Source organism: Oceanobacillus jeddahensis, from assembly GCF_000750635.1.
Classification (GTDB): domain Bacteria; phylum Bacillota; class Bacilli; order Bacillales; family Amphibacillaceae; genus Oceanobacillus; species Oceanobacillus jeddahense.
In genome coordinates this window covers 141,309-167,983 of sequence record NZ_CCDM010000002.1, presented here as the reverse complement: position 1 = coordinate 167,983, position 26,675 = coordinate 141,309, and the positions used below count along the sequence as shown (strand labels likewise).

31 protein-coding genes are annotated in these 26,675 nt (G+C 37.0%); 14 read left to right on the top strand and 17 right to left on the bottom strand.

Features of this window, described 5'->3' with window-relative positions:
* The first annotated feature begins 66 nt into the window (after positions 1–66).
* From BN986_RS08560 to BN986_RS08545, 4 genes are read left to right on the top strand one after another with little or no spacing between them, the layout of a single operon-like run.
* Positions 67–1,434 (top strand): sigma-54 interaction domain-containing protein, encoded by a 1,368-nt coding sequence (locus BN986_RS08560; RefSeq protein WP_040979409.1) that lies wholly within the window; start codon positions 67–69, stop codon positions 1,432–1,434.
* 52 nt (positions 1,435–1,486) lie between these two features.
* A complete protein-coding gene (locus BN986_RS08555; protein ID WP_040979408.1) occupies positions 1,487–1,762 on the top strand; it encodes a (2Fe-2S)-binding protein in 276 nt (91 codons plus the stop codon).
* Positions 1,759–2,097, top strand: a complete 339-nt coding sequence (locus tag BN986_RS08550) for a (2Fe-2S)-binding protein (RefSeq protein WP_040979407.1) — start codon at positions 1,759–1,761, stop codon at positions 2,095–2,097. Before BN986_RS08555 ends, BN986_RS08550 begins: the two co-directional genes overlap by 4 nt.
* Complete coding sequence (locus BN986_RS08545) at positions 2,084–3,262, top strand: NAD(P)/FAD-dependent oxidoreductase (RefSeq protein ID WP_040979406.1); 1,179 nt, start codon at positions 2,084–2,086, stop codon at positions 3,260–3,262. Before BN986_RS08550 ends, BN986_RS08545 begins: the two co-directional genes overlap by 14 nt.
* A 36-nt stretch (positions 3,263–3,298) precedes the next feature.
* Here the strand turns inward: BN986_RS08545 and BN986_RS08540 are convergent, their stop codons facing one another.
* From BN986_RS08540 to BN986_RS08525, 4 genes are all read right to left on the bottom strand, one after another.
* Positions 3,299–3,826: a helix-turn-helix domain-containing protein gene (locus BN986_RS08540; RefSeq protein ID WP_040979405.1), complete on the bottom strand. Its 528-nt coding sequence runs from the start codon at positions 3,824–3,826 to the stop codon at positions 3,299–3,301.
* Between the two features lie 19 nt (positions 3,827–3,845).
* A complete protein-coding gene (locus BN986_RS08535; protein ID WP_040979404.1) occupies positions 3,846–5,339 on the bottom strand; it encodes an aldehyde dehydrogenase family protein in 1,494 nt (497 codons plus the stop codon).
* A gap of 329 nt (positions 5,340–5,668) precedes the next feature.
* Positions 5,669–6,535 carry an intracellular short-chain-length polyhydroxyalkanoate depolymerase gene (gene phaZ, locus BN986_RS08530; RefSeq protein WP_040979403.1) on the bottom strand — a complete coding sequence of 289 codons (867 nt, stop codon included), beginning with the start codon at positions 6,533–6,535 and terminating at the stop codon, positions 5,669–5,671.
* 186 nt (positions 6,536–6,721) lie between these two features.
* Entirely contained in the window at positions 6,722–7,636 is a 915-nt protein-coding gene (locus tag BN986_RS08525) for a phosphotransferase (RefSeq protein ID WP_040979402.1), read from the bottom strand.
* A 314-nt stretch (positions 7,637–7,950) separates the two neighbouring features.
* Between BN986_RS08525 and BN986_RS08520 the strand changes: the two genes are divergently transcribed.
* Positions 7,951–8,640, top strand: a complete 690-nt coding sequence (locus tag BN986_RS08520) for a Na-translocating system protein MpsC family protein (protein ID WP_040979401.1) — start codon at positions 7,951–7,953, stop codon at positions 8,638–8,640.
* Positions 8,641–8,876: 236 nt separating this feature from the next.
* Entirely contained in the window at positions 8,877–9,275 is a 399-nt protein-coding gene (locus tag BN986_RS08515; protein ID WP_040980719.1) for an anti-sigma regulatory factor, read from the top strand.
* A gap of 273 nt (positions 9,276–9,548) precedes the next feature.
* On the opposite strand, the gene BN986_RS08510 is transcribed toward BN986_RS08515, so the two are convergent.
* From BN986_RS08510 to BN986_RS08490, 5 genes are all read right to left on the bottom strand, one after another.
* A complete protein-coding gene (locus tag BN986_RS08510) occupies positions 9,549–10,136 on the bottom strand; it encodes a TetR/AcrR family transcriptional regulator (RefSeq protein ID WP_040979400.1) in 588 nt (195 codons plus the stop codon).
* A 5-nt stretch (positions 10,137–10,141) separates the two neighbouring features.
* Entirely contained in the window at positions 10,142–10,933 is a 792-nt protein-coding gene (locus tag BN986_RS08505; protein WP_040979399.1) for a DNA alkylation repair protein, read from the bottom strand.
* A gap of 8 nt (positions 10,934–10,941) precedes the next feature.
* Positions 10,942–11,370, bottom strand: a complete 429-nt coding sequence (locus BN986_RS08500) for a VOC family protein (protein ID WP_040979398.1) — start codon at positions 11,368–11,370, stop codon at positions 10,942–10,944.
* A gap of 405 nt (positions 11,371–11,775) precedes the next feature.
* Entirely contained in the window at positions 11,776–12,663 is an 888-nt protein-coding gene (locus BN986_RS08495; RefSeq protein ID WP_040979397.1) for an agmatinase family protein, read from the bottom strand.
* On the bottom strand, positions 12,660–14,036 hold the full coding sequence (locus tag BN986_RS08490; RefSeq protein WP_040979396.1) for an APC family permease: 1,377 nt from the start codon (positions 14,034–14,036) through the stop codon (positions 12,660–12,662). The genes BN986_RS08495 and BN986_RS08490 overlap by 4 nt, the downstream gene beginning before the upstream one ends.
* Before the next feature lie 369 nt (positions 14,037–14,405).
* On the opposite strand from BN986_RS08490, the gene BN986_RS08485 reads away from it, so the two are divergent.
* Positions 14,406–15,098: a helix-turn-helix transcriptional regulator gene (locus BN986_RS08485; protein WP_040979395.1), complete on the top strand. Its 693-nt coding sequence runs from the start codon at positions 14,406–14,408 to the stop codon at positions 15,096–15,098.
* A 94-nt stretch (positions 15,099–15,192) separates the two neighbouring features.
* Entirely contained in the window at positions 15,193–16,101 is a 909-nt protein-coding gene (locus tag BN986_RS08480; protein ID WP_040979394.1) for an EamA family transporter, read from the top strand.
* 53 nt (positions 16,102–16,154) lie between these two features.
* On the opposite strand, the gene BN986_RS08475 is transcribed toward BN986_RS08480, so the two are convergent.
* The gene (locus tag BN986_RS08475) at positions 16,155–16,754 is read right to left on the bottom strand and encodes a class I SAM-dependent DNA methyltransferase (protein WP_040979393.1); all 600 of its coding nucleotides are present in this window, start codon (positions 16,752–16,754) and stop codon (positions 16,155–16,157) included.
* A 239-nt stretch (positions 16,755–16,993) separates the two neighbouring features.
* Positions 16,994–17,671 carry a DUF899 domain-containing protein gene (locus BN986_RS08470; RefSeq protein WP_040979392.1) on the bottom strand — a complete coding sequence of 226 codons (678 nt, stop codon included), beginning with the start codon at positions 17,669–17,671 and terminating at the stop codon, positions 16,994–16,996.
* Positions 17,672–18,036: 365 nt separating this feature from the next.
* Here BN986_RS08470 and BN986_RS08465 point away from each other — a divergent pair, with 365 nt between their 5' ends.
* Positions 18,037–18,396, top strand: a complete 360-nt coding sequence (locus BN986_RS08465) for a nuclear transport factor 2 family protein (protein ID WP_040979391.1) — start codon at positions 18,037–18,039, stop codon at positions 18,394–18,396.
* 101 nt (positions 18,397–18,497) lie between these two features.
* Positions 18,498–18,878 carry a DoxX family protein gene (locus tag BN986_RS08460; protein WP_040979390.1) on the top strand — a complete coding sequence of 127 codons (381 nt, stop codon included), beginning with the start codon at positions 18,498–18,500 and terminating at the stop codon, positions 18,876–18,878.
* Between the two features lie 112 nt (positions 18,879–18,990).
* On the opposite strand, the gene BN986_RS08455 is transcribed toward BN986_RS08460, so the two are convergent.
* Positions 18,991–19,458, bottom strand: a complete 468-nt coding sequence (locus BN986_RS08455; RefSeq protein WP_392392259.1) for a nucleoside deaminase — start codon at positions 19,456–19,458, stop codon at positions 18,991–18,993.
* A 106-nt stretch (positions 19,459–19,564) separates the two neighbouring features.
* Entirely contained in the window at positions 19,565–19,981 is a 417-nt protein-coding gene (locus tag BN986_RS08450) for a bleomycin resistance protein (RefSeq protein WP_455565971.1), read from the bottom strand.
* Between the two features lie 103 nt (positions 19,982–20,084).
* On the opposite strand from BN986_RS08450, the gene BN986_RS08445 reads away from it, so the two are divergent.
* Positions 20,085–20,753 (top strand): RluA family pseudouridine synthase, encoded by a 669-nt coding sequence (locus BN986_RS08445; protein WP_040979389.1) that lies wholly within the window; start codon positions 20,085–20,087, stop codon positions 20,751–20,753.
* 180 nt (positions 20,754–20,933) lie between these two features.
* Complete coding sequence (locus BN986_RS08440; RefSeq protein ID WP_040979388.1) at positions 20,934–21,149, top strand: YjzC family protein; 216 nt, start codon at positions 20,934–20,936, stop codon at positions 21,147–21,149.
* Between the two features lie 233 nt (positions 21,150–21,382).
* Here BN986_RS08440 and BN986_RS26950 read toward each other — a convergent pair whose 3' ends face one another.
* Entirely contained in the window at positions 21,383–21,532 is a 150-nt protein-coding gene (locus tag BN986_RS26950) for a hypothetical protein (protein ID WP_157037068.1), read from the bottom strand.
* A 270-nt stretch (positions 21,533–21,802) separates the two neighbouring features.
* On the opposite strand from BN986_RS26950, the gene BN986_RS08435 reads away from it, so the two are divergent.
* Together BN986_RS08435 and BN986_RS08430 are read left to right on the top strand one after the other, a co-directional pair.
* A complete protein-coding gene (locus tag BN986_RS08435; RefSeq protein ID WP_040979387.1) occupies positions 21,803–22,270 on the top strand; it encodes a hypothetical protein in 468 nt (155 codons plus the stop codon).
* Between the two features lie 363 nt (positions 22,271–22,633).
* Positions 22,634–23,320 (top strand): Dph6-related ATP pyrophosphatase, encoded by a 687-nt coding sequence (locus tag BN986_RS08430; protein ID WP_040979386.1) that lies wholly within the window; start codon positions 22,634–22,636, stop codon positions 23,318–23,320.
* Positions 23,321–23,413: 93 nt separating this feature from the next.
* Here the strand turns inward: BN986_RS08430 and BN986_RS08425 are convergent, their stop codons facing one another.
* From BN986_RS08425 to BN986_RS08415, 3 genes are all read right to left on the bottom strand, one after another.
* On the bottom strand, positions 23,414–23,767 hold the full coding sequence (locus BN986_RS08425; protein WP_040979385.1) for a VOC family protein: 354 nt from the start codon (positions 23,765–23,767) through the stop codon (positions 23,414–23,416).
* Positions 23,768–23,828: 61 nt separating this feature from the next.
* Positions 23,829–25,319, bottom strand: a complete 1,491-nt coding sequence (locus BN986_RS08420; RefSeq protein WP_081922165.1) for a C69 family dipeptidase — start codon at positions 25,317–25,319, stop codon at positions 23,829–23,831.
* 427 nt (positions 25,320–25,746) lie between these two features.
* A complete protein-coding gene (locus BN986_RS08415) occupies positions 25,747–26,271 on the bottom strand; it encodes a GNAT family N-acetyltransferase (RefSeq protein WP_040979384.1) in 525 nt (174 codons plus the stop codon).
* Positions 26,272–26,675: the final 404 nt, after the last annotated feature.

Here is a 26,675-nt window from a genome sequence, read left to right as displayed (position 1 = left end):
TTGAAATAATGTGTAAAGAAAAATATAATTATTATTATAAATTTAACACTAAAGGGGATTATACATATGTTAGAACATTCTATTATTGAAGAGCTAATAAATTTTTATAACCACTCTTTTACGATTATTGATAAACACGAAAAAGTCATTTACTGGAGCGACAGAGCTTCAGAAATATTTAACATGGAGAAAAGCGAGGTGATTGGAAAGGATATTAAAGAAATTTTCGCAGAAGACAAATTGGCGATTTTACAAACATTACGAAACAATGAAATCATTGAGAAGAAGCAGCACATGGCTACGAAAAGTATTTATGTAAATCTTAAATCTGTTCCGATTCTCATTGAAGGCAAAGTTGAAGGTGCCATTGTTTCAGAAATTGATGTGACAGAAAAAAAACGCCAGGAGGAAGAAATCGAACAACTCAAAAATCAGGTAAGCTTCCTTACCGATAATGTCAAACAGTTGAAAAATGAAGAACATTTTAAAAATATTATTTTCAAAAGCTCGATCATGGAAAATTTAAAAAACCAGATAAAACGAGCCGCAAAGACAAATGCCAATATTTTAATCACTGGAGAAACTGGTGTGGGCAAGGAACTATTTGCACAATCTATTCATAACAGCAGTGAAACATCCGGTGAATTCATCCCTATTAACTGTGGTGCGATTCCAAAGCATTTATTTGAGGCAGAATTGTTTGGTTACGAAAAAGGAGCTTTTACGGGAGCAAATAAAGAAGGAAACAAAGGGAAGCTCGAGCTTGCCAGAGATGGCACACTTTTTCTTGATGAAATCGGGGATATGCCGTTGGATATGCAAGTAAAATTCCTGCGGGTATTACAAGAAAGAAAATACTTCAGATTAGGCGGTAAAAAAGAAGTTTCCACCCATTTTCGGTTGGTTTCAGCTACAAACAAAACGATTTCTGAGTTACTGAATTCTGATAATTTTCGTTCGGACCTGCTGTACCGGATTAATGTCCTTAATATCCACATACCTCCTTTAAGAGAACGGCCCGATGACATTGAATCCTTATTCTATTATTATCTTTATCACTTATCGAAGAAATACCAGACAGAGCTTCGTTATGCAGATCATTCACTTTTAAACAACCTAAGAAGCTATCACTGGCCTGGAAATGTTAGAGAATTAATCAATGTTGTCGAACGATTAGTTATTTTCTCCAATGAAGATCAATTAAATAATAATATCTTTGATCAATATTTGGTGGAAGTGGGGCAACCAGATAAGACCCTGTCTGTACCAAATCTATCAGAGGATCTAAATCTGAAAGACTATATCCATAAGGTGGAAGCAGAATATATTAAATATATCGTCGAACAAAATGATCATAACATTGAAAAATCCAGTCATGACCTCGGTATCAGCAGACCTACATTATATTCAAAAATGCGCAAATTCCAATTTTAAATTGGCACACTTTTTTCTTGTTTATAAATAAATATCCTTTGAGGTGATTCGAATGAAAAAACAAGATGATTTTATAGTATGTCGATGTGAAAATATATACTACTCCGAAATACTTGAAATATTAGAGAAAGGAGCAGCAAACTCGAGGGAATTAAAACTTAAGTCCCGAGCTGGCATGGGATTTTGCAACTCCAGAACATGCGGACATTTTTTAGACCAGTTGACTCAAGATAAAAATACACAGGCTCCTTCTTATATCAACCTGAAATCCCAGTCTCCTATTCGAACCGTTTCGTTTGAGGAAATTTCAGGGGGTGTGGAATCGTGACAGAAAGAATTACAGATCATAAAATTTTAGGAAAAAAAGAGCAGACACTCATCCCTTTTCAATGGAACGGTCAAACGTATTATGGAGCAGAGGGGGAAAGTATCACAGCAGCGCTTCTCGCTAATAATATTAGAACGCTCAGATACCATGAAAAAGATGGCAAACCACGAGGGCTATACTGTAACATTGGACACTGCTCCGAATGCAGGGTAATTGTGGAAGGAAAACGTAATCAACGGGCCTGCCTCACTCCAATCCATAAAAATATGGTGATTGAACAGCAGAAGGAATTGCCTCACTTGGTAAAAGGAGGGCATTCCCATGGATCACTTTGATACTATAATTATCGGTGCCGGCCCTGCCGGATTAACGGCTGCCCAAGTCCTGCAAGAAAAGCAAAATGTACTCCTTATCGATGAATATTATCATTATGGCGGCAGATTGCTTGGGCAGCTATATGAGGAAACAAAAGGAGAATGGTGGAATGGAATGGAGGTTGCTCGGAAACTTTACAATGAAGTCTCTGAAAAGGTGAACTTTAAGCTTGGCACATCAGTGTATAACGTAGAACATAGTAATCAAGGCTTCGATATCTACACAACGTCCGGCCATTTTCGATCAGAACACTTGATTGTTGCGACCGGCGGAAAAGAAAAATCGACTCCGCTTCCAGGCTGGGATTTGCCAGGAGTAATGACGGTAGGTGCTGCTCAGGTGCTGACAAACTTCCAACGTGTGAAACCGGGAAATAAGGGAGTTATTATCGGTATTAATCCATTGTCCATGGTCATCGCGCTAGAGCTCGGTTACGCATATGTTGATGTTGCTAAAATCTGTCTTCCTCCAGTTAATCTAATCAACAAAGCAACGCCAAAAGAAGCATTGGAAACGCTGATATCTTTAGGAAATTCTGCTCCATCTAAATTCTTTTCAACAGGTTCAAAAATAGCTGGAAAAGTGACTCCACTCCAGCAGCTGGTATTACAGCTTTTCCCTAAAAAAGGAGTCCGTGCACTTGGATTACCTATCTCCATCAAAGAAAGGGTAATGAGAATAAACGGGCAACATGAAGTTGAATCCGTAACCATTCAAAAAACGAATGCCTCGGGTGAACTTATAGAGGGTACAGAAAAAGAAATAGCATGTGATTTTGTATGCATCTCTGACGGTTTATCACCAGTCAATGAAGTAACATCCTTATTGAATCTGAAACATATTTATATGGAATCGTTAGGTGGATATGTACCTCTGCATAACGAAACGATGGAAACAGAAATAGAGAATTTGTATGTTGCCGGTAATATTACTGGCATAGAGAATGCTAAAATTGCTATGCTGCAGGGAAAAATGGCTGCAAATCAGATTATAAAAGATACTATTTCATCTAAAAAAACACTGGAAGCCATAACATACGAAAGGCAACACGCAAAAGTAACCTTCCATAAAGATTTGCACCAAGGAAGAAAAAACTTACAAAGCATGTGGAAACAATTTTTATAAAAAACGCTCTTCTCTAATTTTGAGAAGAGCGTTTTTTCATTTTGTGGATGAAACGAGAAGTAGCTTTGTCGTTTCATCCGTAGCATTGTACCAATGGTGTGCCATACTTGAGTCTATATGGATGGACTCATTGCTATACAGTGTTTCTTGAACACCTTCAATTTCAACTTCTAATTGGCCGGATAAGACATATACAAACTCCTGTCCACTATGTGTATAAGGAATTTGTTGATACTCCCCTGCCTCTAAGTCAATCCGTGCAGGGATAAAATCCGGATGTTCCATTTTTCCAACTAGGCTTTTATAGGAAAAGTTACCAGTATTTTTATACGATGTTTTCTCTTTTTTTACAAAGCTGGAATCTCCATTATCGAAGAAGAAATTCACATTAACATCTAATGCTTCACAGATTTTTTTAAGTGATGTAAATGTAAGTGTCCGCAGTCCCCTTTCTATCTGGGATAAAAAGCTCACAGACAGACCACTTCGATCACTCAATTGTTGTAAGGTCAGCTGCCTGCTCTTACGTACTTTTTTTAGTTCGCTGCCTAATAACTCATCCATCCACGTCACCTCTTAGTTATTATTGCTTCATATTAACAAAGATACTTTTCACTTCTACATAGTTGGAGATGCCGTAATCTCCACCCATCTCTCTGCCTATACCGGAATGTTTGTAACCGCCAAACGGCATTGTTTCCAATTCAAGACCAAAATCATTCACCCAGACAGTTCCTGATTCTAACTTAGAAGCAATATAGTGTCCTTTTTTAATATTTTCCGTCCATACACTTGCAGCTAAACCATACTCACTATCATTAGCCCGCTGAATCACTTCTTCCACTTCATCGAAGACAAACACCGACATAACAGGACCAAATATTTCTTCTCTTGCAATCGTCATATGGTCTTCTACGTCCGCAAAGATAGTCGGTTCTACAAAATATCCTTGATCCCCTGTACGCTTACCGCCAGTAATAAGCCGCGCACCTTCTTCCTTTCCTTTTTCAATATACCCTAAAACAGTATTCATTTGTTTTTCAGATACAAGCGGCCCCATATCCGTAGCATTGTCTAGCCCAGGGCCAACGACCGTTTCTTCAGCTTTTTTCTTGAGCTTATCCAGTACTTCATTATATAAACTTCGATGCACAAAAATACGGGTAGTTGCACTACAATTTTGACCATGATTATACATCGTACCATCAAAAATACCATCTAATGTTGTTTCTAAATCAGCATCTTCTAAGACAATAGCTGGAGATTTCCCTCCAAGTTCTAAGGTGACCGCCTTCACATCATCTGCTGCTTTTCTCATAATTTCCTTACCAGTTTCTGTGGAGCCTGTAAACGCAACTTTGTTCACTTGGGGATGTGTTACCAAAGCATTTCCAACTACACTTCCTGGCCCAGAAACAATATTGACTACACCATCTGGAAAACCAGCTTCTTTAAATAACTTCGCTGCATATAAAATGGATAATGGTGTATCTTCTGCAGGTTTTAAAACAACCGTACACCCTGCTGCAAGTGCTGACCCCAGCTTCCAGGCAGCCATTAGCAGAGGATAGTTCCATGGAATAATCTGCCCTACTACACCAACAGGCTCGTGAACCGTATACGTAGCATAATCCGGCGAAACGTTTGTTGTCTTACCAAAGATTTTGGTTGCCCAGCCCGCATAATATCTAAAATGCTCAATCGTTCCCTCTACATCATCTTCCAAAGCTTGCTGATAAGGTTTTCCGTTATCAAGCGCCTCCAATTGAGCAAGTTCTTCTCTATGCTCTTCTAATAAGTCTCCAAATTTATAAATTATACGGGAACGCTCGGCAGCCTCCATCTTGGTCCATTGTCCTTCATCGAAAGCTTTACGAGCTGCTTGAACAGCCAAATCAATATCGGATTCATCTGCTTGGCTTACTTTCGCAATCACTTCTTCCGTTGCCGGGTTCAAAACGTCAAATGTTTGACCGCTCTGTGCTGTAACGTATTGACCATTAATATAGAACCCGTTTACCTCTTCTAAAAACGCTTTCACTTTTGGCTTCAACGTATCTAACGTATCTAGTGACATACACAAACATCTCCCTTAATATAGATTTATTTAACCTCGAAATATAGCAATCTCCAGATTAAATATTCTGTTAATTAACAGGATAGTCTATGAATGCATAAAAAGCAATCATTTTTTCACAGACAGTAAAATATGGTGCATTATCTGATTAACGTTCAGGCTCCTCAAAAGAGTATTGTTCACAGTTTCTTTTAAAAATATCATCCTTTTTACAGGTACTGTAAAATTCTTACATAAGCACGTTGTTAGGAATATTGAAATCAAGTTTTCTTTTTATATAAGAGTAATCGTTTGTTCGTCGTTCAAACGATAAAATTGAAATAGGCATACTATCCTTTTATGTTTAAAAACCTGTATGTTTCTTGCAAAACTGCTTCTAAATTATCTATCAATAAAGCGTGACCGGCACTTATCGGTGCATAATGAAAGTCAATTCCAGCCTCTTTTAAATCCTCAATTATTTCCATCGTCATTTCTTCCGATACAATCAAATCATTTTCTCCCCAGATTACCAGAATAGGAGCCTGGATATTACTTACTTCCCCGGTCCCATCAATTACACCATTGGATACTGTACTTATATTGAACCTGTTTGCAGCATATGCCGCATCGATTATATTCCTTTGCTGTGTGGCACTGGTTAAATACTTTCGATACCGTTCTTCGTTTGGTTGGTTAACGGAATAAAGCACTTGATCCATAGCCGCTCTAAAAAATGCTTGATTATTTGTTCTCTGAGCATCTAACATCATATTTAATCCAGGGTCTTCTATTAATTGTTCTCTAAAACGGATTCTTTCACCGTCTGTATTAAAAGCTGGATACCCTCGTGTAGACATGGAAGAAAGCAATAGGATTTTTTGAATATGGTCTGGATAATCACTAGCAAACTGCATGGCTACACCACCGCCATTAGACCAACCCATTATATAAAACTTCTGCAAATCTAATTGATCAACAAATTGTTTGATATCCTCCGAAAAATCTTTGATTGAATTTATCGGCTGGTCATAGCTCGATTGCCCATATCCACGTAAATCTACTGCATACACTGTAAAGGCAGGATCTATTTCTTCAAGCAGTAAATCCCATTGAGCCGAAGATGCCATATTTCCATGAATTAATAATAAAACATGCTCTCCTCCTCCTTTTTTTACATAAAAAAGATTCTCGCCATTCTCTAATGCAATATTCATAAATATCCTCCTTTTTGTTAGTTTTAAAACTTCTATTCTATTCGATCACTGAACCTTAAAAGTTCGATAACACAGCTTCTTCAGCGCATCCTGTCTTTATCTACAACATTCTATAAACAAAAAGCATATAGTTATGTTAAATGATCTTTGCATTGAAACCTCTTTCATTATACAATAAAATATTATTTATAGATTGTCAGCAAGCGAATAAATATCAGAAACCAATTCAGGGATCCATTCACGCGCTATTGGTATAACCTCTACCCCATAGTCGAACAATTGCCGCAGTGCATGAATGGTCCAACAAATACCACCCATATTTATTTGCCACTCGATATCGTCTGGTACGCTATCAGCAGTTTGTTCATAATATGCATGGATTAAATCAGCAGAATCAATAGGATAATCCTCTGCCGCACGAATGAAGCAGTACAAATCTCCAAGATGGGGGCTAAGATTTGCGGACGCCCAATCAATTACAGTTATTCTTTCATTATTTTTCATTAAATTTTTAGGATAATAATCATTATGCACAAGCGTCAGCGGAAAATCTCTATATAAGCGCTCCATATGAGGCGGCAAAATAGTTGATAATTTTTTTAAGAATGTTACTTGAGTATCATCTATATACTCCCTCTGTTGGCTCAAGTATACTAAATCATTTATTATCTGGTCTTTGGAAGCGTAATAATACAAATACGTTTCGTTTGTAAGTCTCCCTTCCATGATTGCTGATTTTGTCTCACTGCGAATAGTGGCTAGCTCTTTTGCCGCTTCAATAAAAGTCTCAGGTTGAGGAGCCTCCTCTAAAGTTTCACCCGGAAGATCTTTCATTATCAAGATTCCAATATCATCCGCTTTATAGGACGCATAAATTGTTGGAATATCTAATCCAAATGGAATTAATAAATCTTTATAAACGATGACTTCACGGGCGTTCTCGTCTTTTCCCATTTTGACGATACAGGAATCTCCATTGTTTCTATTTGCCCGCCATACTTCTGAATGGGACCACTTCCGTAAAAGAGTCCAGGATGTTACCTTTTTTAAACTAGGAAGCAAATCGATATATTCAGCAAATGACTCAGGTATTCTATCCATCGGGCCTTCCCCCTTTCTGTAATCATTCCAGTTTCTCTTCTATCAATTCATCAAAACGAAACGTTTGAAAACCCACGGTGTGTTACTTAAATATTATAATTTGTATTACACAAAGAATACCACAGTTTTTTTATCGAAATAATTTTCCAATGGCGAAAAATAATGGTATAGTTGTCAGAGGGATTGTAAAATAAAGTACGGTCCTTAAAGCGTTTTTCAAATTTAATTAATCGAATCAATTGAAATGGAAACACACTCCTATTTTCGCAGCGAATATAGATATAAAATTAATGACACTCAAAAGGAGAAACCAAGTGGAAAAAACAGTAGAATCCGGAATATCCAGTGCAATCGGTAAACTTTTCCGTGATAATTTTGGAAAGGGACCCGAAGCCATTTTTGTATCTATAGCAAAACCATACATTACGATCTATTTAAGAAACTTTTTAGCTCCTATGGAAAAAATTCTGCTGAAGCAGGAAAATGAATTGAAATTTCAGGAAACCCGTGATCTATTAATGAAAGAACTAACTCCGGAGATACAATCGATTATCTCCTCACATGTAGGCGTAAAAGTAGAAAAAATCTACTATGACTGGTCGGTAGAAAATAAAAGCGGAATTCTTTTTACGGAACTGGATTCCAATCTGGATGAAACGACAGAGGACTATCTTTATTATCCAGCCAAAGAACAGGTACATGAAGAGATCAGCCGTTTTACTCAAAAAGCACAAAAGTCTCCGAAGCAGCTTACGTCATGTATGCTTAATTCCCGGACCTTGATCTCCAGACGCGAGGATATACTCGTTCTCATTGAACAGGAGTTGATTCAATCCGGCTTTGAAAACCAGCTCAGGCTGTCAAAACGGAAACTGGAAAAGAGTTTAATTGATAAAAAATTCTTAGAATCTGTACTTCATCAGGAAATACAAGATTTATTTGTGGACTGGGATTTTAACAACGATACAGGATTTGTTATATTCATACTTAAACCAAAAAAATAACATGGTGGAAATGTCTAGACAATAGCGCTAAGGCATGAGCCGAAAAGGATTTTCATTCCTTTTCGGCTTTTTTTATTAAACAAAAGGAGAACAGGTTAACAAATGATAATGTGAACAAAAGGACAGTTTTAGTTGGTATGTTGATTGATGTAGATATCCATCTCCAGAAGCTTCCATCTATGCAGAATCTGAAACAAAACATCTTAAACTTTTATCAGAAACTGGGGGAATTAACTATGAAAACTCAATCATATGTAAACATCGACAAAGAATTGGATATCGTTCATGCTAGACAAATAGGCCGGGATATAGCAAGACAGATTGGCTTTGGTACGGTTGATCAAGCACGTATCACCACTGCAATATCTGAATTAGCTCGTAACATTTACTTATATGCAGAAAAAGGCAGGATTTCTATTGAGGTCACTGACAAATTTGGTCATAAGGGGATAATGATGACAGCAACCGACTCAGGTCCGGGAATAAGCGATATTAGATTGGTATTGGAGGATGGCTATACGACTTCAGGAGGACTTGGAGCAGGTCTTCCCGGTGTAAAGCGTCTGATGGACGAATTCGATATCCAATCAGACATCGGAGAAGGTACAACAATTAAGGTGGTAAAATGGATTTAGTTTCAACATGCATAAAATTAGAATGATGCTGGAGGTTTCGTAAATAAAAGCCCATTCGTTTTGTTTGCAGTGATGGTTTTTTGATCAATTTATTTCATATTTTCCATGTTACGTTTTTTGTTCACTCTTTTACATAGGGAAGAGAACCTAAACTTTAATGAACTTTTAATTACTTTAAATTCGTTAACCATGTCGTAGATCCTCTCCCCATCACTGTTTTGAAAAGTTATTAGATATTTATCATTTCTATTTACCAGATTTTCATGTATCCTATTATTTTCTCACTCCTTCTAATAAATACTGTAAAACAATCATTGTTTCTTCAATTACGCTTTTCTTCTGGTCAAGATGATTGGCAATCCATAATATCGCTTCATTCATCGCTCCAGAAAGACAATGTGTCAATGCCTCTATGGAAACCGGTTTTATGAAGTGTTGTTCCTGCATATGCTGTAATTGCTCCCTCAGGGAATTCATCGAGTATTTTTCGTCCATCTTTCTGAACATTTCCCAACCTAATACAGCTGGCCCGTCAATTAAAAGAATATATTGATTTTGTGATTCCACTGCCCCCTCCAGGAAAGCCTGACATCCGTTAATTAATTGATCCCAGCTATCATCACTTTTAGCTGCAGCTGATTCCACATGATCTCCTACTTCTTTCTGAACTGCTTCAAACACTGCAAGAAAAAGTCCTTTTTTATTATTAAAATGATGATATAAAGCACCTCTGGTTAAACCTGCTTCTTTTACAATTTCTTCTAAAGATACATTCGCATATCCATGTACTGTAAAATGCTGACGTGCTATTACTATTAAATCTTGTATTGTTTTTTCTGTTTCCGCTTTGTTTTTCCTCATCCTGTTTACACTCCTTGCTCTACCTGATGTACCAATTCCATTGCATGTTCATCCTCTGATTTTATTAATGTTCTTAAACCATTTTTAATTATTCCAGAGTTTATCTTCTCATTATTGGATATATATTGCTGCATCCATTTGAGGACTTCTTCTGGATCTTCTTTTGTTAAATCATTTATATGGTTGGCTACAGACTTTTGTACATAACGAGATGAATCATACATTAATTGTTCTAGTAAATAAAAATTATTTTGCAAATCATTCTTTAGTGGATTCATCTTTTTAGCCCATGGTAGACGCGGGCGAGTTCCTTCACTTACTAATCGTCTAACATGCGAGTTAGAGTCCTTTATCCAATATGGAAAATAATTCATACAGTGATCAACATCCATCATTAAATATGGTCTGATAGCATACTCCGCTGTATGACGCTTTGTAATTTCATACATTGCTTGAAAGGAGGAATCAAAATGGTCTAATCCATATTTTTCAACAAAGAAGGCGACAGGCATTAGGAAATAACCTTTCGTAAACATCCCTTCTTCTGTTTTATTTTCCGGTCCCAGAATGTTTAACAAGATAGTTAAAGCTTCTTCGTAATCCTCTGGAAGATATTTCTTTAAAGCGTCTGCTATTACTTCAACACGAGCTTTTAATTCTTTATCGTCTACTTCTGCTCTCACCGTATCTACAAAATTGCATTTAGAAAAAGAGGGATACTGCGGCTGGATTAAATCAGATAACCTGAGAGCCAGTTCTTTATCAAAATAATACTTTAAAGCTATATATTCACTCATGGTAACTCCTACTCTTTCGTTTGCGCTTCTATATTATAATGATCTTGAAAGGATTCATCAGGCGGAATAACTGTAATCACATCAATTAATACACCGCTAGGATCACTCGTTATAAAATGCCTTTGACCAAATGCTTCATCACGTAAATCAAGATGTAAAGGAAGCTTTTTTTCCTTAATTAACCGCACGTATAGTTCATCAACATTTTCCACCTCAAAATTAAGGATTAATCCTTGGACAGACGTTCCAAAGGAAGAAGGCACTGTTTCATGATCTTCTTGGAGAACTGCTAATTCAGCACCTATCTCCTCCTGTTGCAAACTCGTATACCAATCTGTTTCAAAAACAATGGAGAACCCAAAATGCTGTACGTAGAACGCACTAGTTATGCTTACATCCTTTGTCATCAATACCGGGTAAAAACTGCTGATTTTCATTTTCTTCACCCCTCATTATAAGTTATATTCATATTAACATACGTACAGTATGTATGTAAATAAGATAAATGCTACTGAATTTCAAATGAGCTTTATATAATTAGAAAACTTGCATTCGCTCGCTCTTTACTAGCACAAGGAGGTGGGAAACTTAGTCGTAGTTTCTTTGGCTCCGCAGTTTTTATGCTTTCTTATCATGGAACATAAAAAAGCGCTCCAAACTTTGATAAAATTGGATGAATCAATTCAAATAAACCAAAAGAAAGGAACACTTTTATGAAATATAATGGAATGAAAGTAATATCAACTCTGTGAATAAATACGATTATTCATTGGCAAAAAATATAGGATAATATGAATTGTAACATTAACATCATTTTCTAAAGCGTACTAATATCTTTTCTTTTATTCCTTCGCCAACCTGCTTACAGCACATTCAAACATGATTTTCGCAGCTATCGATGTAGTAATCTCTCGTACATCATATAACGGATTTACTTCTGCAATATCAAATACATCTACTTTGTTATAAAGTTCTTCGAGCATGGAAAAAGCTTGTACTACTGTTAACCCTCCTGGCTCATTCGCTCCTGTTCCAGGGGCAAACCCAGGCTCTAATACATCCATATCAAACGTAAGGTAAATATGATCTACATCTTTTAATTTATCATTGATCACTTCTGATATGATTTCTTTAGGATTACGTGAATGAACTTCTCTTGCAGTATATTGAACCACACCTATTTCATTTAAATAGTCAGCGTACCATGGATAGTTAAAGCTGCGCACGCCAATCTGCACAACATGTTCAGGACTTATTCGATCAAGTTCAATTGCTCTTCTCATTTGACTGCTTTGAGAATATTTCCCCTGTATAGGCGAATCATCTACCAAATCCAAATGCGCATCAAATTGGATGATTCCTATCTTACCTTCTGTATGATCATGCAAGGCGTCTATAATCGGATAAGAAATCGAATGATCTCCTCCCAACACAAATGGGAAAACCCCTCCACTCAACATTTCAGCTACCTTATTTTTTGCATTATCAAATGTTTTTTCCGTACTATAAGCAACTATATCAATATCTCCGTAATCTATAATACTATTATCTTGCAATGTATAAAGCTTCCTTTTATCCACATCATATACTTGATTATCTTCAATGCGGTTTTCAAACCATTTATAAGCATCTCTGATACCTTGAGGAGCAAATCTGGCGCCTGGTCTGCCAAGAGACGCCCCGCCATCCCAAGGAAACCCTACTATACCAAAAGTCTCTTTATTCATCATTCAACATCTCCTTTAAAATCTATTCTATTTCTACTATAACTGGCATAAATTGCTATACCAATAATCAACCAAATCACGAATAATATATATTCTATTCCATGTAAAGAAATAGGGGTTCCGGGAATTACCATCAGTAAAGTTAAAATACCAGAGAAAAACGTTGCAATGTAACTTGTTATTATCCCACCCGGTGGGCTGTAAGGTCTATGCATATTCGGCTTTTTCTTATATAACTGAACACTGCTCAAAGACATAAAGAACCATGCAATAAGAAATGAAATACCTCCCATTACTATAAACGGTGCTAAAATTCCCTGACCGAGAAATATACCAAAAACAGTAACGATAAACATGAATATTAATGCATTCTTCGGTGTCTTATTGTCCTGGTCTTCTTTAGAGAGCACTTTTGGCAGAAAACCCGCTTCGGAAAATGACTGAACCAAACGGCTGCCAGCAAATAAAAAGCCATTAAAAGTAGTGATAACACCTAATAACACTCCAAAAACAATAACGGTTGTTAAGAACTTAGAACCTGTTGCTGCTTCAAACGCTGAAACAAGCGGTAATTCTCCTAAATTCACGAGCTCGTTTGCAGGCATGATAAAACTGGAAGCCAGCACAATAACCGAATACAATAAACTGCCAGCAATAATTGTACCAACAATGGCTTTACCAAGGTTTGCCTTATTTATATTGGAACCCGCCTCATTTCGAGCTTTAGGAATCGTATCAAAACCATTCATAAAGAATAAGATAGAAGCAATTGCCGTTGCCACACCACCTATCAATCCCGAGTCAGACGTTGTTTGGGTTATATTTTCACTCGATCCCGTTAAAAATCCTCCAATGATAAACACAAAAAATGTTGCAATCATCATCCACGTTGCAATGTTTTGAAATTTACTTGACTGCTTTACTCCCTTGTAATTTAAGTACACCATTGTCGTAACCATGATCAAACTCACAATTAAATGAGGAAGGTATATGACTGAACCAAACAATGAATATAGAGGAATAGCGTCCATCGATGGAAATAAATAGGAAGTTAGTGCAGCAACTGACACTGCTACCCAAGGTAGAATAATTAAATACCCTAATACTAAAAACCATCCACAAACAAAAGCAGAGAGCTTACCAACAGCTAAATATGTATATGCATATTCACCACCTGAAATCTTTAAGCTGGATGTAAGCTCACCGTAGACAAAACCAATTGGAATAATTACCAGCATCGTTACTAAAATGGCGATAATTGCTCCAATACTTCCCGCAGCTGCCATCCACGCAGGGATAGATATCACCCAGCCGATTCCTATCATGCTTCCAAATGCAAGCGCAAAAAAATCTTTGCCCGACATTCCATCTTTCATTAATAAACCACCTCAAACTTATATTTATACTTTATTATAAATAATTATGCACTTTAAGACAATCATAAATTTCCTATCAAGTTATTTTTCTTACTTATCGTATAAAGAAAACTTGGTATTCTCTGAGCTTTTCACAAATGCCTTAATTGAGGCTGGGACTGGGGCTGCGATTACTCGTCACATTAAAACCGCTGTACTTATACTTTATTCCTTGAATTTTTTATACTTCAAGTGTAAAAAAGATTCTTCTATCCTGATTTCGCTCTTAATTCCTCAACTGATTCTGCTGGTTAATCTTTTCTATCCATTTACCTGTTTAAAAATTAATGGTAAGATGTTTTCAATTTAACTCTTAAGGGGGAAGAAAAAATGGAAAGAAACAACCAAATTATTTGTGAAAAAAGAACTTATTCAAAAGAATTCCATTCGCATCAACACACATTTGGACAATTTCTTTTCCCGCTGCAAGGCTCTCTGGATATCCAAACAAGTCAGCAAGAACTTCATCTTGAACCGGATTATGTCTTCTATCTGCCGCCAAACTCCCATCATCATTATCGCTCTGTAGACAGAAATGAATTTTTAATATTGGATATTCCCATGCATTATTTACCTAATCATACGGAAAGCATGCACATCCGATTAGATAAACAATGGAATGCGATCCGTTATTTACTGTTGGAGGAGGCGGACATAAAGAATGGTTTATCTTCTTTAACCGACTTAACTCGATATGTGACCAAAAAACTCCAAACTTCCAACCCTCCTTCCATTGACTATATCCATAAACATTTCAAGGAGCCAATTCGGTTGGAAACACTGGCAAGCATCGAGCATTATCACCCAGTCTATTATTCAGAATGGTTTAAGAAAAAAACCGGAAAAAGTCCGCAAGCATATATTTTAAAGCTGCGTTTACAAGAGGCTGAGCACTTATTACTAACAACCGGATGGCCTATATCCCGGATTAGTGAGGAATTGGGTTTCGAAAATGGATCTTCCTTTACAAGATGGTTCGTCCGCCATAAGGGAATGGCGCCCAAAAAATATAGATATCTTTAAAATGGATAAAAGAAAAATTAAATCTGGTATAGAAAAAAGAGCAGTAATTTTCTATGATAAGTGTACGATTCTATTTATGGAGTGAGTGGACATTATGCAAGGAAAACTTTCTGCTTTTCTTATCCTGCTTGCTGCTGTACTTTGGGGGACAACCGGTACAACACAGGCTCTTGCACCAGAAAATGCACATCCCATTGCGATTGGAACGATCCGTTTAGCGGTAGGAGGACTCTTTTTACTATCTCTTGTTCTCTTATTCGGCAAATTGGAGTTGAAGAATTGGCCAATGAAAGCTACCATCTTGGCTGCTTTAAGTATGGCTTTATATCAACCGTTATTTTTCTCTGCTGTTACTGTCACCGGCGTAGCCATTGGAACAGTCGTCGCCATTGGGAGCGCCCCCATTTTATCAGGGTTCTTGGAATGGATATTTTTTAAAGTTCGCCCATCTAAAATATGGTGGTGCTCTACTTTTCTTTCCATTTCCGGCTGTATCCTGCTATTTATAAATAGAGAATCCGCCTATGTAGATCCAATTGGTGTCATCATGGCTTTAGGTGCAGGTCTTTCTTTTGCCAGTTACACTCTTGCAAGCAGAGATATGGTTCAAAAATTCTCTTCCTTAAATGTGGTTGCAATTATTTTTACACTCAGTGCCATTTTCCTAGCTCCATTCCTATTTATTTTTGATATGTCATGGGTGGCGAGCTTGCAAGGCGTTGGTGTAAGTATTCAACTAGGTGTTGTGGCTACAGGAATAGCTTATTTTCTTTTTGCCAAAGGTTTAGCAAAAGTCACGTCCTCGACGGCAGTAACCCTTGCTTTAGCAGAGCCTTTAACAGCCGCATTATTAGGGGTGTTCCTGTTAGGAGAAAGCTTAAACATGACTGCTTGGCTTGGTATCGGTCTTTTAATTATGGGGATTGCGATATTAATTGGCTCGTCCAGAACAGCTAATCGAAAGGATAAGGCTGCGATGACGGTTTCTTCTCAAGCAAAATGATAAAAATAGTTAAAAAGGGCAAAGAGAATACACAATCTCCCTGCCCTTTTTAATTATTTTGTACTTGTAGCTATAAATAAAGAAGCGTCCTGCTTCATAAAGATACTACTTCCTTGATGAAACGTATGCATTTTCACACCCTGAAAACCAGCATGACTTAATGCACGATGTATTTCCTCTTCCGTAAAACCGTTATGCACTTTCGGATGTTGTACTTTTTCATTTTTATCAAAATCTACAATGATAAACAGACCACTTGCATTCAGCCGCTCGTTTAATCTTTGCAGGAGCAAATCAATATTGGGAACATGCAGCAACACTAACGATAATACGATAACATCAGCTTTAAGATCCAACCTGTTGTCCTCTACTAAATTGAACGCCATTGCTTCGAAGTGTTCTAATTGTTTTTGCTCTATTTTACTTTGAGCAACTTGAATCATTTCCTGAGAGGAGTCAATTAGCCATCCCTTTTCAAATTGATCAGTCAGCTGAAAGGTAACAAGGCCAGTCCCTCCACCATAATCCAGAATAGAATGATACTGCCCATCATCTAAGGTTTTCTTTATTTCATCCGCAATGATATTTGCCAACTCTTTGCGATCTTTTGTATCATATTTTTTTGCCATTTGATTGAATACATTCTCTTCCATCGTATATATCCTCTCCTGCATATGAGCTCATTTGCTTTTTCAATATAGAATTTCCTGATTTTCCAATATACCACAACTTCAGATTTAAACAAGAAATAAGTCATAGGTTTTAACCTACAATCAGTTAGTGTTAATAGAAGAATTTTTACTAACCCTTCTATATTCGAGAACGTTTATATGATTCAAACCTTAGCAGTTTCATTCCATAGAATGTGTTTCAATAAATAAGATAATTATTTTCACTGGCGGCCAAGCGGGGTTAAATCAAGATAATTCAAAGGAAATAACAAGATATCCAACCCACGCATATAAGTTGTGTAGGTATGAAAAATACGATCATCTTCCCTTAGAAACACACTTACTCCTGGTAACTCCGTACCCCATATATCCCACTTTCCAACCGTATTTTCATGCTCTGTTTTATCCCGAAAGTTAATTTGAATTGGGGTGATGTTCTCATCTAACGTAACGTGAAAATCATAATTGAAATCGCTGTCAAAAGAAGAATACCAAGGAAAAGTCCAGCCCATCTCCTTTTTATATGCTGTAAGTTTAGATAAAGGTGCTCGAGAAACTACGGCTAATGTTGTATTTTTCTCATGAAGATGCGGCAAATGACCAAGATTATGCATATGGAAAGTACATCCCGGGCACGCTTTTTCCCAGTTCGGATCAAACATAACATGGTGGATGATCAACTGACGACGACCCTCAAACAAGTCGAGCAAACTCGCTTTTCCATCTACTCCTTCAAAAATATACTCTTTATCCATTTCAACCATTGGTAAATTACGACGCGCAGCATTCAGTCGATCTCGTGCTCTTGTGAGCTCTTTTTCTTGTTTTAATAAATCTTTACGGGCAGCAAGCCATGCTTCTCTTGAAACGACAGTTTGTTTTGTATTTTCTTGCACCATAATATTTCTCCTTTCATTTCTTTTAAATTAGGTAGTTATTGGTGTTTATGATATTGTAAACTTTTTTAGCTCCAAGCATTTCTTTTAGATTGCGATATTTTGTTACGTATCTTCACCGAATTCTATACAGTTTTTTAAGAGATTTCTCTATATCGCCCTTTATTTGAAGTCAATAAGTTCAATTTCTCTTTCATGCTCTTTAGAAAAGCAATCGATAAGAAATGTAAATCTTGCGGACATGCTACGATATATTTGCTAAGGTAATCGCTTTCTAAAAAAGGGAGGGAAACAATGGAAAATAATCTATATGTCCATCTGACGGAACAGTATTATTTTCCGACTTCAATGAGTGAAGGAGTGAAAAAATGAAGTCTATCTCAAATTTAGTACGACAGTATTTTTCGGCATACGAAACGAAAAACAGGACGATGTTGGAAGGTTTATTAAGTACAAATTTTCATTTTACCAGTCCTGTCGACAATTCCATTAATAAGGAAGCTTATATGCAAAGATGCTGGCCTAGCTGTAAACATATTGATACTTATGAAATTCAAAACTTACTGGTGGATGGAAATAAAGCTGTTATACGTTATGAATGTCGTTTGATTTCTGGAGTAAACTTTCGAAATATGGAGTATTTCAACGTCGTAGGAAACAAAATTGAAGAAATTGATGTCTATTTCGGCTATGATTTACGGAATGATCTCTTTGAAGGAGAAAAATAATACATGGCTTTATACAAAAAAGACAATCGTCAGAAAGAACTTGTAGATTATTTGGAAGGTTAAGTTGCAACATTCTATTCTAAATGAGGAGTGTTTTAAAAATGAAATGGTTAAGTCACATCGGACAAGGGGTACTAATACTTGTATTTTTAATGGCAGGATTAACGAAACTATTTTCAAATACAGAGCAAATCATCGAAATGTATTCAGACCCATTCGGTTATCCGCCGATCTTCATGTACTTCATTGGAGTTATTGAATTGATTGCGGCACTTGGACTGATTGCTGGTTATCGTTGGCGTCGTATTGCCGTACTTTCTTCACTCCTCGTACTCATTCTGTTGCTAGGTATTATCGCTTCAAATCTGATGATAAATGCTTTTGCTGATGCTATTCTGCCTATCATGTACTTACTACTACTGATTGGATTGCTTATACGATTGATCCACGTTGAATCTGTAATGAAAATACAGCCACAATAAGTTCCATCATTTATCAACAAGAGACGATCCCTCTAACTCTTTTCAAAACATCTTACTGGGATCGTCTCTTCATTCATAATATTACCGTTTTCCACTAAATTCAGTATCTATGCTAATAAGACATTTTATCGTCGGAATTTTTCCAAATTTGAAATGGCATATCGTACTTATCTGTCCTAACTTGTTTCATCTGTATATCACGTTCTTCCACGGGAAGCGCAATTTGTTCGTAAATAAAATGATCATCAAACCCAGCTTCTGCAGCTTCTTTTTGAGAAGCAGCATAATAAACTGCCTTTGGCCTGGCCCAATAGATTGCTCCAATGCACATTGGGCAAGGTTCACAGCTGGTGTAGATTTCACAACCTGCTAATTGAAAACTATCCAATCTTTTGCACGCCTCCCGAATCGCTTGTACCTCTGCATGTGCTGTGGGATCGTTCGTTGCTGTAACTTGATTATTCCCGTTACCAATAATTTCTCCTTCTTTGACAACAATTGCTCCAAATGGACCGCCACCAGTGACTGCACTTTTTTGAGCAATTTCTACCGCCCGTTCCATCAGCTTCTCATCTCCCACGATTATTCCCCCACTTCTTTCATGAATTATTTTTATTTTTACGCATTATGAAAACGCGTTCATTATTATAACATAAATCCATTTTTATTTTTGAATGAATTAACTTCTATTTATCCTGGCAAAACCTCAGCAAGTAACCATCAGGGTCTTGAACAATGAATTCTTTTTGAATAAAGTCGCTATAGTTATTTACCATAACATTGCTAAATAGAGGTACATTATGTTTCTTTATATTCTGTAGTATAGGTTCTACATCTTCTACTTCGATTTGAAAATTAATTCCTCTCCCATACGGATATTCCAGTGCACCAGTCTGCCAAACACCATTACTTTCTTCAATCATGATCTGAGCTTCTTCTAATGAAATAAAGGCAAACTTGTCTTCTACTCGTTCATAGTCAAGTTGAAATCCGAGAATCTTTATATAAAAATGTTTTGATTGTTGTATATCTTTAACCGATAATTCAGGTATTAGCTTATTAAACTTCATAAGTTCACTCCTCTTCTCTTCTTTTTGTTCCATTACCACACGCTCTCTTCTGCTAATCATACCATGGTCCAATCTCTTGATAAAAAAAACTACTATGTTATCATTGCTTCAGAATGAAATAAAGGAGTTTTTACCTGTGAATGTTCCAATTCTTTATGAGGACAATCATTTACTTTTTGTAGAAAAGCCTGTCAACGTTCCTGTACAGGAAGATCAGTCTAAAGACCAAGATTTACTAAATTTCTTAAAGAAAGATATAAAAGTTCGTTATCAAAAACCAGGCAATGTTTACTTGGCGCTAGTCCATCGTCTTGATCGCCCAGTAGGAGGTGTAATGGTATTTTCAAAAACGTCTAAAGCAGCGTCCCGACTGTCAGATGCAATTCGCAGACAGGCTGTAGAAAAGAAATATTTAGCTGTCGTACGGGGGATACCTGATAAAAAGCAAGCCTTGCTAAAAGACTATTTAGTCAAAGATGAACAGGAAAATAAAGTTTACACCACACATGCAAATAATAAAAATGCGAAAAAGGCAAAGTTAGAATACGAAGTACTCGGGAGTAAAAAAAATTTGAGTTTGCTTTCCATCAAACTACACACCGGCAGACCACATCAAATTCGTGTACAATTCTCCTCCCGCAATTTGCCGCTTTATGGAGATCAAAAATACGGGGAAAAATGGAATAAGACTGGTGAGCAAATTGCTTTATGGTCAGAAACCCTTGCAATTGAACATCCTACTAAAAAAGAAGAAATAAAAGTAGAATCACGACCTCCTAATCAATTTCCTTGGAACCTGTGGTGAAATATAGGGTTGAGAGAAGCTATTTTTCATCATAACGATTGGTACTCCAGTTACTCGCCCCACCAAGGTCATTTCATCGTGGCAGAAGAAAAAAGTTCATCCATTATTAATTTTTTCCATTCATAGATTTATTAATCATTCCTCATAATAAGTTTGAGGTATAACAAGGAGGTTTTTATAATGGGTGAAATCAGCCAATTTAAGGGTGGAGAGAAAGTTCCAAATAACGGGGTCTATATTGAAGTTGGTGAAACAGGCAGCAATGTAGAAGATCCACAGCAAATTTCGATGAAAGCTGGAGAAAAGTTTCCAGAAACAAAGAACAATGACCGTGTTTGGAAAAACAAACGTAGTCAATCCCATCCAAGCCCGCGGAATAGCCGAAGTACGAATTAATGTAAAGAAGCAAAGGTATGAATATATATTCCTTTGCTTCTTTACATTATCCCTTTCTGAGTTCTTAGCTAACAGTGTATATATAAATGCTAAAATAAATATTTTCTTATAAAAATTACCCAACGAGCATTTCTCAATACCGAACTTCATTTGTATTTATTTTCATATAAAGTGCCCTCTTTTCAGAAATGGAATTGTTTTTTTATATAATCTTTTATCGTGCCCTATTACTGTTACGACTCCTCATCTGTATGTTTCCCAAACTTCTGAAACAACGCTTCTCCAACCAAACCTAATCCTATCCCTATCATTGTCCCTGCTGCAACATTCCCAGTAAATAAGCCAATGCCTATTCCCAAACACATAAAACCGCCGATAACCATAGCTACCCCTCCCATATTAAATAATGGAATTCCTTTACCATTATTTTAACCCGAATCAACAATGATTACATCATTTTGTCTAAAATATCTGTATATTCCAAACAAAGAAAATACACTCGATAATATAATGCCTATTCATCAAGTAATTCGTTGCACCCATCATTTAATAAATATTTAATAAACGATTTAGATTTCTTTAAGATATTACTCTTATGATATGAATTGCAAGAGAAAAAGATAGTTATTTCAATAAAGAAAGGAGTTCTCTTGATGTTCATTCAAAAAATAAATAATTATTTAGGTGTACCGGTGCTTACGTTAATAGTACTCTCTCTGCTAGGTGTGCCCCGTGTCATTTTACATGATTTATCCATTATTGAGGAAGGAAGCACAGTAAATAGCCTGCTCGTTTTTATACCAATTATCATATGGCTTGCTTATATTGTTTTAAAAAATGTAAACAAACCCTTTTTGTCTCTACTGCTCACTGGCTTTTTCTATGGTATATTTTTAGCAATCGTGCACCAAATTTTATGGAATGTAGCTATGGATACGTCTATTCAATTGGGAGGTAACTTCAGTAACCTGCCGCAAGCTGTATCAAATATTATCGTCCGTACATTTGCGTTCTTTAGCGGTGTAACGACCGGTATCGTAGTGGGGGCAATAACTGGAGCAGTCGGTTCTCTCTTAAACTTTGTTAAGAAAAGGTTCACGCCGAGACAAAACAAAGATTAAAATCAAGATTGACGAAAAATAATCACATCTAATTAATCCCAGCCATGATAAAATGAAGGAAGAAAAGGTATCGAAAAAGTCATTCATATAAAACGAAACTTCATTCAGTGGGAGTTTTTCGACGCACAACTCTTTACGGTGGGATGAGTAACCGCAAAAGCTCTTCGATGGGGCGAGTAATCGCAGCCCCAGTCCCAGGACGTCGCGAACTTAGTCTGCTTCCTTCATTCTCCCACTGAATTAGCCTAAGTGATTCAGGGAATTAGCGCCCGTTATCTCCCGCCTAAATAAATTTATTTTCGCTCTTTATTTTGTGGCGGGAGTTTTACGGGCGGTTCTCCGTGATAAAGGAGGAAGATAAAAATGACAGCATCCATGAATTGGAAAAATAATGCCCACGGTCATAAATTTATTGCTTCTTTCAGTGGCGGGAAAGATGGTTCTTTAGCACTTTATCAATCAATGAAGGTTGGAAAAGCAATTGGACTGATTGTCATGATGGAGGAAGAGGGAAAACGATCCAGGTCCCATAACATGCCTCCAGAGATTATACATGCCCAAGCTGACTCCATCGGATTGCCCGTATATACTGCTGCTGCCAGCTGGGAAGATTATGAAACAGTATTTATAGATCTGTTAGTAAAGGCAAAAAACAAGGGGGCAGAAGTGCTGGTAACCGGCGACTTGGATATGCCCGCCCATGGCTGCTGGCACGAAGAAGTTACCAAAAAAGCTGGATTAAAGCTGGGAATGCCTCTATGGGAAATGGACCACAGACAAGTTGTCAAAGAATTCATTGATTTAGGGTTTGCAGCAACAGTTGTAACGGTTAATCTATCTCTTGGCATGCGGGAAGAAGATTTAGGACGAACGTTAGACCATGAATACATACAGGAGCTTGTAAACCGTGGAATTGATCCTTGTGGAGAAGGCGGGGAATTCCATACTACTGTACTGGACGGTCCGATCTTTAAATATCCTATTTCCATTCGTAAAGGGGAAATTCTAAAAGATGGAGATTATGCTTTTTTACCTTTGAGGTCAGGTTAGATTTTGACGTAAATTCCAGAATGGTAAATATCGGACCAAGCCTGCCCCATTATTTACCATTCTAATTCTGATTCAGTTTCTATTACTTTTAGATTAGCATTCACTAATCATTAACATATTCCCATCCGGATCTTTAAAATTAAAATAATGATGATGCTCAACCTCTGTAACCAAATGAACGCCTTTATTTTTCATGTATTGAAAGGCTTCTTCAATGTTTTTGGTATTCAGGTGAAATGCTGGTGCTTTAAAAATATTATCTTTTGCATAAATCTTACTATCTAATACAATTCCTGTGCCCTCCATAGGAATTACGTAAAGATGATCAAACAGAATTTCTCCATCTGCTTTTAACCCTAAAATATCGCAATACCAATTTCTTGCCCTTTCTATGTTACTTACTGGGATAAATACAGTTCCAATTTGTTTTAAGATAGGATTATCCACCAAAACATCTCTCCTTTTAGCTCTCCTCGTTTACTCACTTAAGCTGGCCTGCAAAAGCAACCTATACTTTTTGAATCATATCCTTTAGATTTTTAGTTGTTTCAAGTGCTTCCATAACACACTTATCACTAAATTCACTTAAAATCTGCTTGTAACCTTCATCATTTTTTAATTTTAAGTCCATTGCTTTTTCTTCTACATTTTTAGCTTCCAGAAGCCACTTCCTCTCTAAATCATTATATACCTTTCGTATAATTGGTTGACGTACATTGAACTTTTCACCATAGGCGTCCCCTTTAGCGGTCTCGAGCAAATCACGCATGATCCACCAGAAAGAGTCCTCTTTATAAGAGTCGACTGCAGCATCCTGAGGTGCCATTGCATGTTTACCATACGTACCAGCCTTAGATAGTATCGGATTTATTGGGCCTGCTTCAGGATAAAAAGGGATATACACACCGGTACATGGCACTCCTGCCAGCCACCACATTACAGGAAAACGATCCTTTTCTTTAGGCAAAATAAACTGAGACGATGACGCTGTATTCCCCCAAGTAAATTCTGCAGGTGAATGGTGCATACAGACAGTTAAAAAGTCCGGGAGAGCAGCATTCATATATGGACCTTCTAAGAAAGTATCTTCATAATGATCGCGCATAATCCGTCTGGACCAAGGTAAACCGATCTGACCTTGATGATTATCTAAACCTTCTTTTAACAGCTGCTTCATTCGTTGCACTCGGATATGAGAGAGTTGTAATGGTTTTTCAAAATCCAAAAAAGCTTTTGCAAAATCGAATTCTGACCGCCGTTCTTCTTCCCACCAGCCCTTTTCAATCGCATAATCAATAATTCCATCAGATGCTAAATCCCACTCCGTCCGAATACTTGGCTCATTAGAAATGGCTGTGGTTCCCTTTGAGACTCTTTTGGCCATAAAGTGTTTACCAACCGTTTCTAAAACATAGGATTCATCTTTATCAGCAATAATAAACGAGTTATCGTAAGCTCCATCTTCCGGCTGAACGGCAGGGTTTCCCGAAGAAAACTGGCCATATTCTGCAAGCAAACCGGTAATTACATTTACTGCTTCACGAGCGGTTTTCGCTCTTTCCAGTCCTAATCGGATAAATTCCATACCGATAATTCCATACTCTACATGTTCTCCGTCTTTAACCGCTTGCATTTTCTCTGCGACATCTTTAGTAAAAATAGCTTCATTCCCAATCGCCACACCATGAACATTTATACCTTCTTCATAGCCCCAGCACCAATAAGGAGAAGAGCCTAAATGTTCATAAGTTTCTTCTACTTGGTCAATCGTGACATTTCCTAATTTTAATTTTTCATGAGGGCCATATGTCTTTTTCGGATAATACATTAACGGTTGTGCATCATACTCAACTCTATCACTATTTTTTGAAAGAATGGTAGCCTCTTCTTCAGAAACATCTGCCATAATAACAAAAGTATCACAGCTCCATGAGGAGTTATTTTTTAATGTCTTTAATTCCTCATCCGTAAAATTTTGCTTTGCAATTAAATCTTTCATGCCTATCCTTCCTTTCTCAATTTGAGCTCGTATTAATCAACAAAAAACAGCGTTACATTCCTATGATTGTATGCCCTTACATTTTAATTCTATCATATTGCTGAGACTCTTTGCATGGAAGCATCATAAATCATTTAGAAAATAAATAAATAAGACCAATCGGATGGCGGTTAGATATGCTCAAATTGCAAACATTCTTTTAAATGCGTGTTCAAAAGTCCGATAAATAGGACCAAGAAGTTCAAGGCGGCGAAGCTTTGAGGAACACAACGTATGTTATTAGATACGTGAGTAGCGCTTTTGATGGGGCGAGTAATCGCAAAAGCTCTTCGATGGGATGAGTAATCGCAGTCCCAGTCCCACCGGAAAAGCAAGCCAACGCAGAAATTCGCCGTGTCATTTTTATTGGACTTTTTGAACTTCCACTTTAATCTAAATCCGAAAGCAGCATTCCATACACAATACTATCTGTCCATTCCCCTTTACTCCAAAAATCCTGAATAAAATGCGCTTCTTTTCTCATCCCTATACGCTCACATAATTTTTGTGACGCTTCATTCCTCGCATCCAAATTCGCTTGGATACGATGCACATCATATTCAGCAAACAGCCTCTTCACTAAGCTACTTACAGCCTCCGTTGCGTAGCCTTTCCCCGAAGCTTCTTGTGAAAATGTATAGCCAATTTCAACCGTATCTTTCATCTCTGTATACCATACAGCCAAATCACCAATTACTTCCGCGCCGCTTACTACTGCCAAATTTAAAGGAGTCTCTTTTGTGAGTACATTATTCTTCAATTTTTTATGAAACTCTTCTTGTTTATTTTCATCAGTCCACTTATCATGCAAAAGATATTTACAGGTAGCGTCATTATTATAAAGATGAAATACATCCTGTAAGTCATTTTCATTAAATGGTCTAATCAGTAACCTGTCCGTTTTAAATTCCAAAGAGATTCCTCCTTATTTTCTGTTTCTTTTTTAGTTAACCTTTTATTTCAATACATCAGCCTGTTTTGTGAATGGTTATAATAGAAATTCGTTTAAATAATTATACCAAACTTTCTTATAACTTCCTTTTATTAAAAATAAGCTTTTTACATAAAACGAAACTTCACTCATCGGGAGTTTTCGACGCACAACTCTTTACGATGGGCGAGTAATCACAGTCCCAGCCGCAGTCCCAGGACGTTGCGAACTTAGTCTGCTGTTCTTCTCCCACTGAGTTAGCCTGAGTGATTCAGGGAGTTAGCTCACCTGATCTCCCGCCTAAATAAATTTATTTTCACACTTTATTTTGAGGCAGGAATTTTACGGACAGTTCTCCATGATAAAATATTTTGCAGCAAACTTTA

Bases quoted from the DNA above. Each gene is read 5' to 3' on its own strand.
- BN986_RS08465 (WP_040979391.1), top strand. From the start codon at position 18,037: ATGAAGTCTATCTCAAATTTAGTACGACAGTATTTTTCGGCATACGAA.
- BN986_RS08525 (WP_040979402.1), bottom strand. From the start codon at position 7,636: ATGGATAGAATACCTGAGTCATTTGCTGAATATATCGATTTGCTTCCT.
- BN986_RS08475 (WP_040979393.1), bottom strand. From the start codon at position 16,754: ATGGAAGAGAATGTATTCAATCAAATGGCAAAAAAATATGATACAAAA.
- BN986_RS08540 (WP_040979405.1), bottom strand. From the start codon at position 3,826: ATGGATGAGTTATTAGGCAGCGAACTAAAAAAAGTACGTAAGAGCAGG.
- BN986_RS08505 (WP_040979399.1), bottom strand. From the start codon at position 10,933: ATGAGTGAATATATAGCTTTAAAGTATTATTTTGATAAAGAACTGGCT.
- BN986_RS08535 (WP_040979404.1), bottom strand. From the start codon at position 5,339: ATGTCACTAGATACGTTAGATACGTTGAAGCCAAAAGTGAAAGCGTTT.
- BN986_RS08435 (WP_040979387.1), top strand. From the start codon at position 21,803: ATGTTCATTCAAAAAATAAATAATTATTTAGGTGTACCGGTGCTTACG.
- BN986_RS08495 (WP_040979397.1), bottom strand. From the start codon at position 12,663: ATGATGAATAAAGAGACTTTTGGTATAGTAGGGTTTCCTTGGGATGGC.
- BN986_RS08545 (WP_040979406.1), top strand. From the start codon at position 2,084: ATGGATCACTTTGATACTATAATTATCGGTGCCGGCCCTGCCGGATTA.
- BN986_RS26950 (WP_157037068.1), bottom strand. From the start codon at position 21,532: ATGGTTATCGGCGGTTTTATGTGTTTGGGAATAGGCATTGGCTTATTT.
- BN986_RS08460 (WP_040979390.1), top strand. From the start codon at position 18,498: ATGAAATGGTTAAGTCACATCGGACAAGGGGTACTAATACTTGTATTT.
- BN986_RS08485 (WP_040979395.1), top strand. From the start codon at position 14,406: ATGGAAAGAAACAACCAAATTATTTGTGAAAAAAGAACTTATTCAAAA.
- BN986_RS08555 (WP_040979408.1), top strand. From the start codon at position 1,487: ATGAAAAAACAAGATGATTTTATAGTATGTCGATGTGAAAATATATAC.
- BN986_RS08470 (WP_040979392.1), bottom strand. From the start codon at position 17,671: ATGGTGCAAGAAAATACAAAACAAACTGTCGTTTCAAGAGAAGCATGG.
- BN986_RS08500 (WP_040979398.1), bottom strand. From the start codon at position 11,370: ATGAAAATCAGCAGTTTTTACCCGGTATTGATGACAAAGGATGTAAGC.
- BN986_RS08430 (WP_040979386.1), top strand. From the start codon at position 22,634: ATGACAGCATCCATGAATTGGAAAAATAATGCCCACGGTCATAAATTT.
- BN986_RS08490 (WP_040979396.1), bottom strand. From the start codon at position 14,036: ATGAAAGATGGAATGTCGGGCAAAGATTTTTTTGCGCTTGCATTTGGA.
- BN986_RS08450 (WP_455565971.1), bottom strand. From the start codon at position 19,981: ATGGAACAAAAAGAAGAGAAGAGGAGTGAACTTATGAAGTTTAATAAG.
- BN986_RS08440 (WP_040979388.1), top strand. From the start codon at position 20,934: ATGGGTGAAATCAGCCAATTTAAGGGTGGAGAGAAAGTTCCAAATAAC.
- BN986_RS08515 (WP_040980719.1), top strand. From the start codon at position 8,877: ATGAAAACTCAATCATATGTAAACATCGACAAAGAATTGGATATCGTT.
- BN986_RS08560 (WP_040979409.1), top strand. From the start codon at position 67: ATGTTAGAACATTCTATTATTGAAGAGCTAATAAATTTTTATAACCAC.
- BN986_RS08480 (WP_040979394.1), top strand. From the start codon at position 15,193: ATGCAAGGAAAACTTTCTGCTTTTCTTATCCTGCTTGCTGCTGTACTT.
- BN986_RS08420 (WP_081922165.1), bottom strand. From the start codon at position 25,319: ATGAAAGATTTAATTGCAAAGCAAAATTTTACGGATGAGGAATTAAAG.
- phaZ (WP_040979403.1), bottom strand. From the start codon at position 6,535: ATGAATATTGCATTAGAGAATGGCGAGAATCTTTTTTATGTAAAAAAA.
- BN986_RS08510 (WP_040979400.1), bottom strand. From the start codon at position 10,136: ATGAGGAAAAACAAAGCGGAAACAGAAAAAACAATACAAGATTTAATA.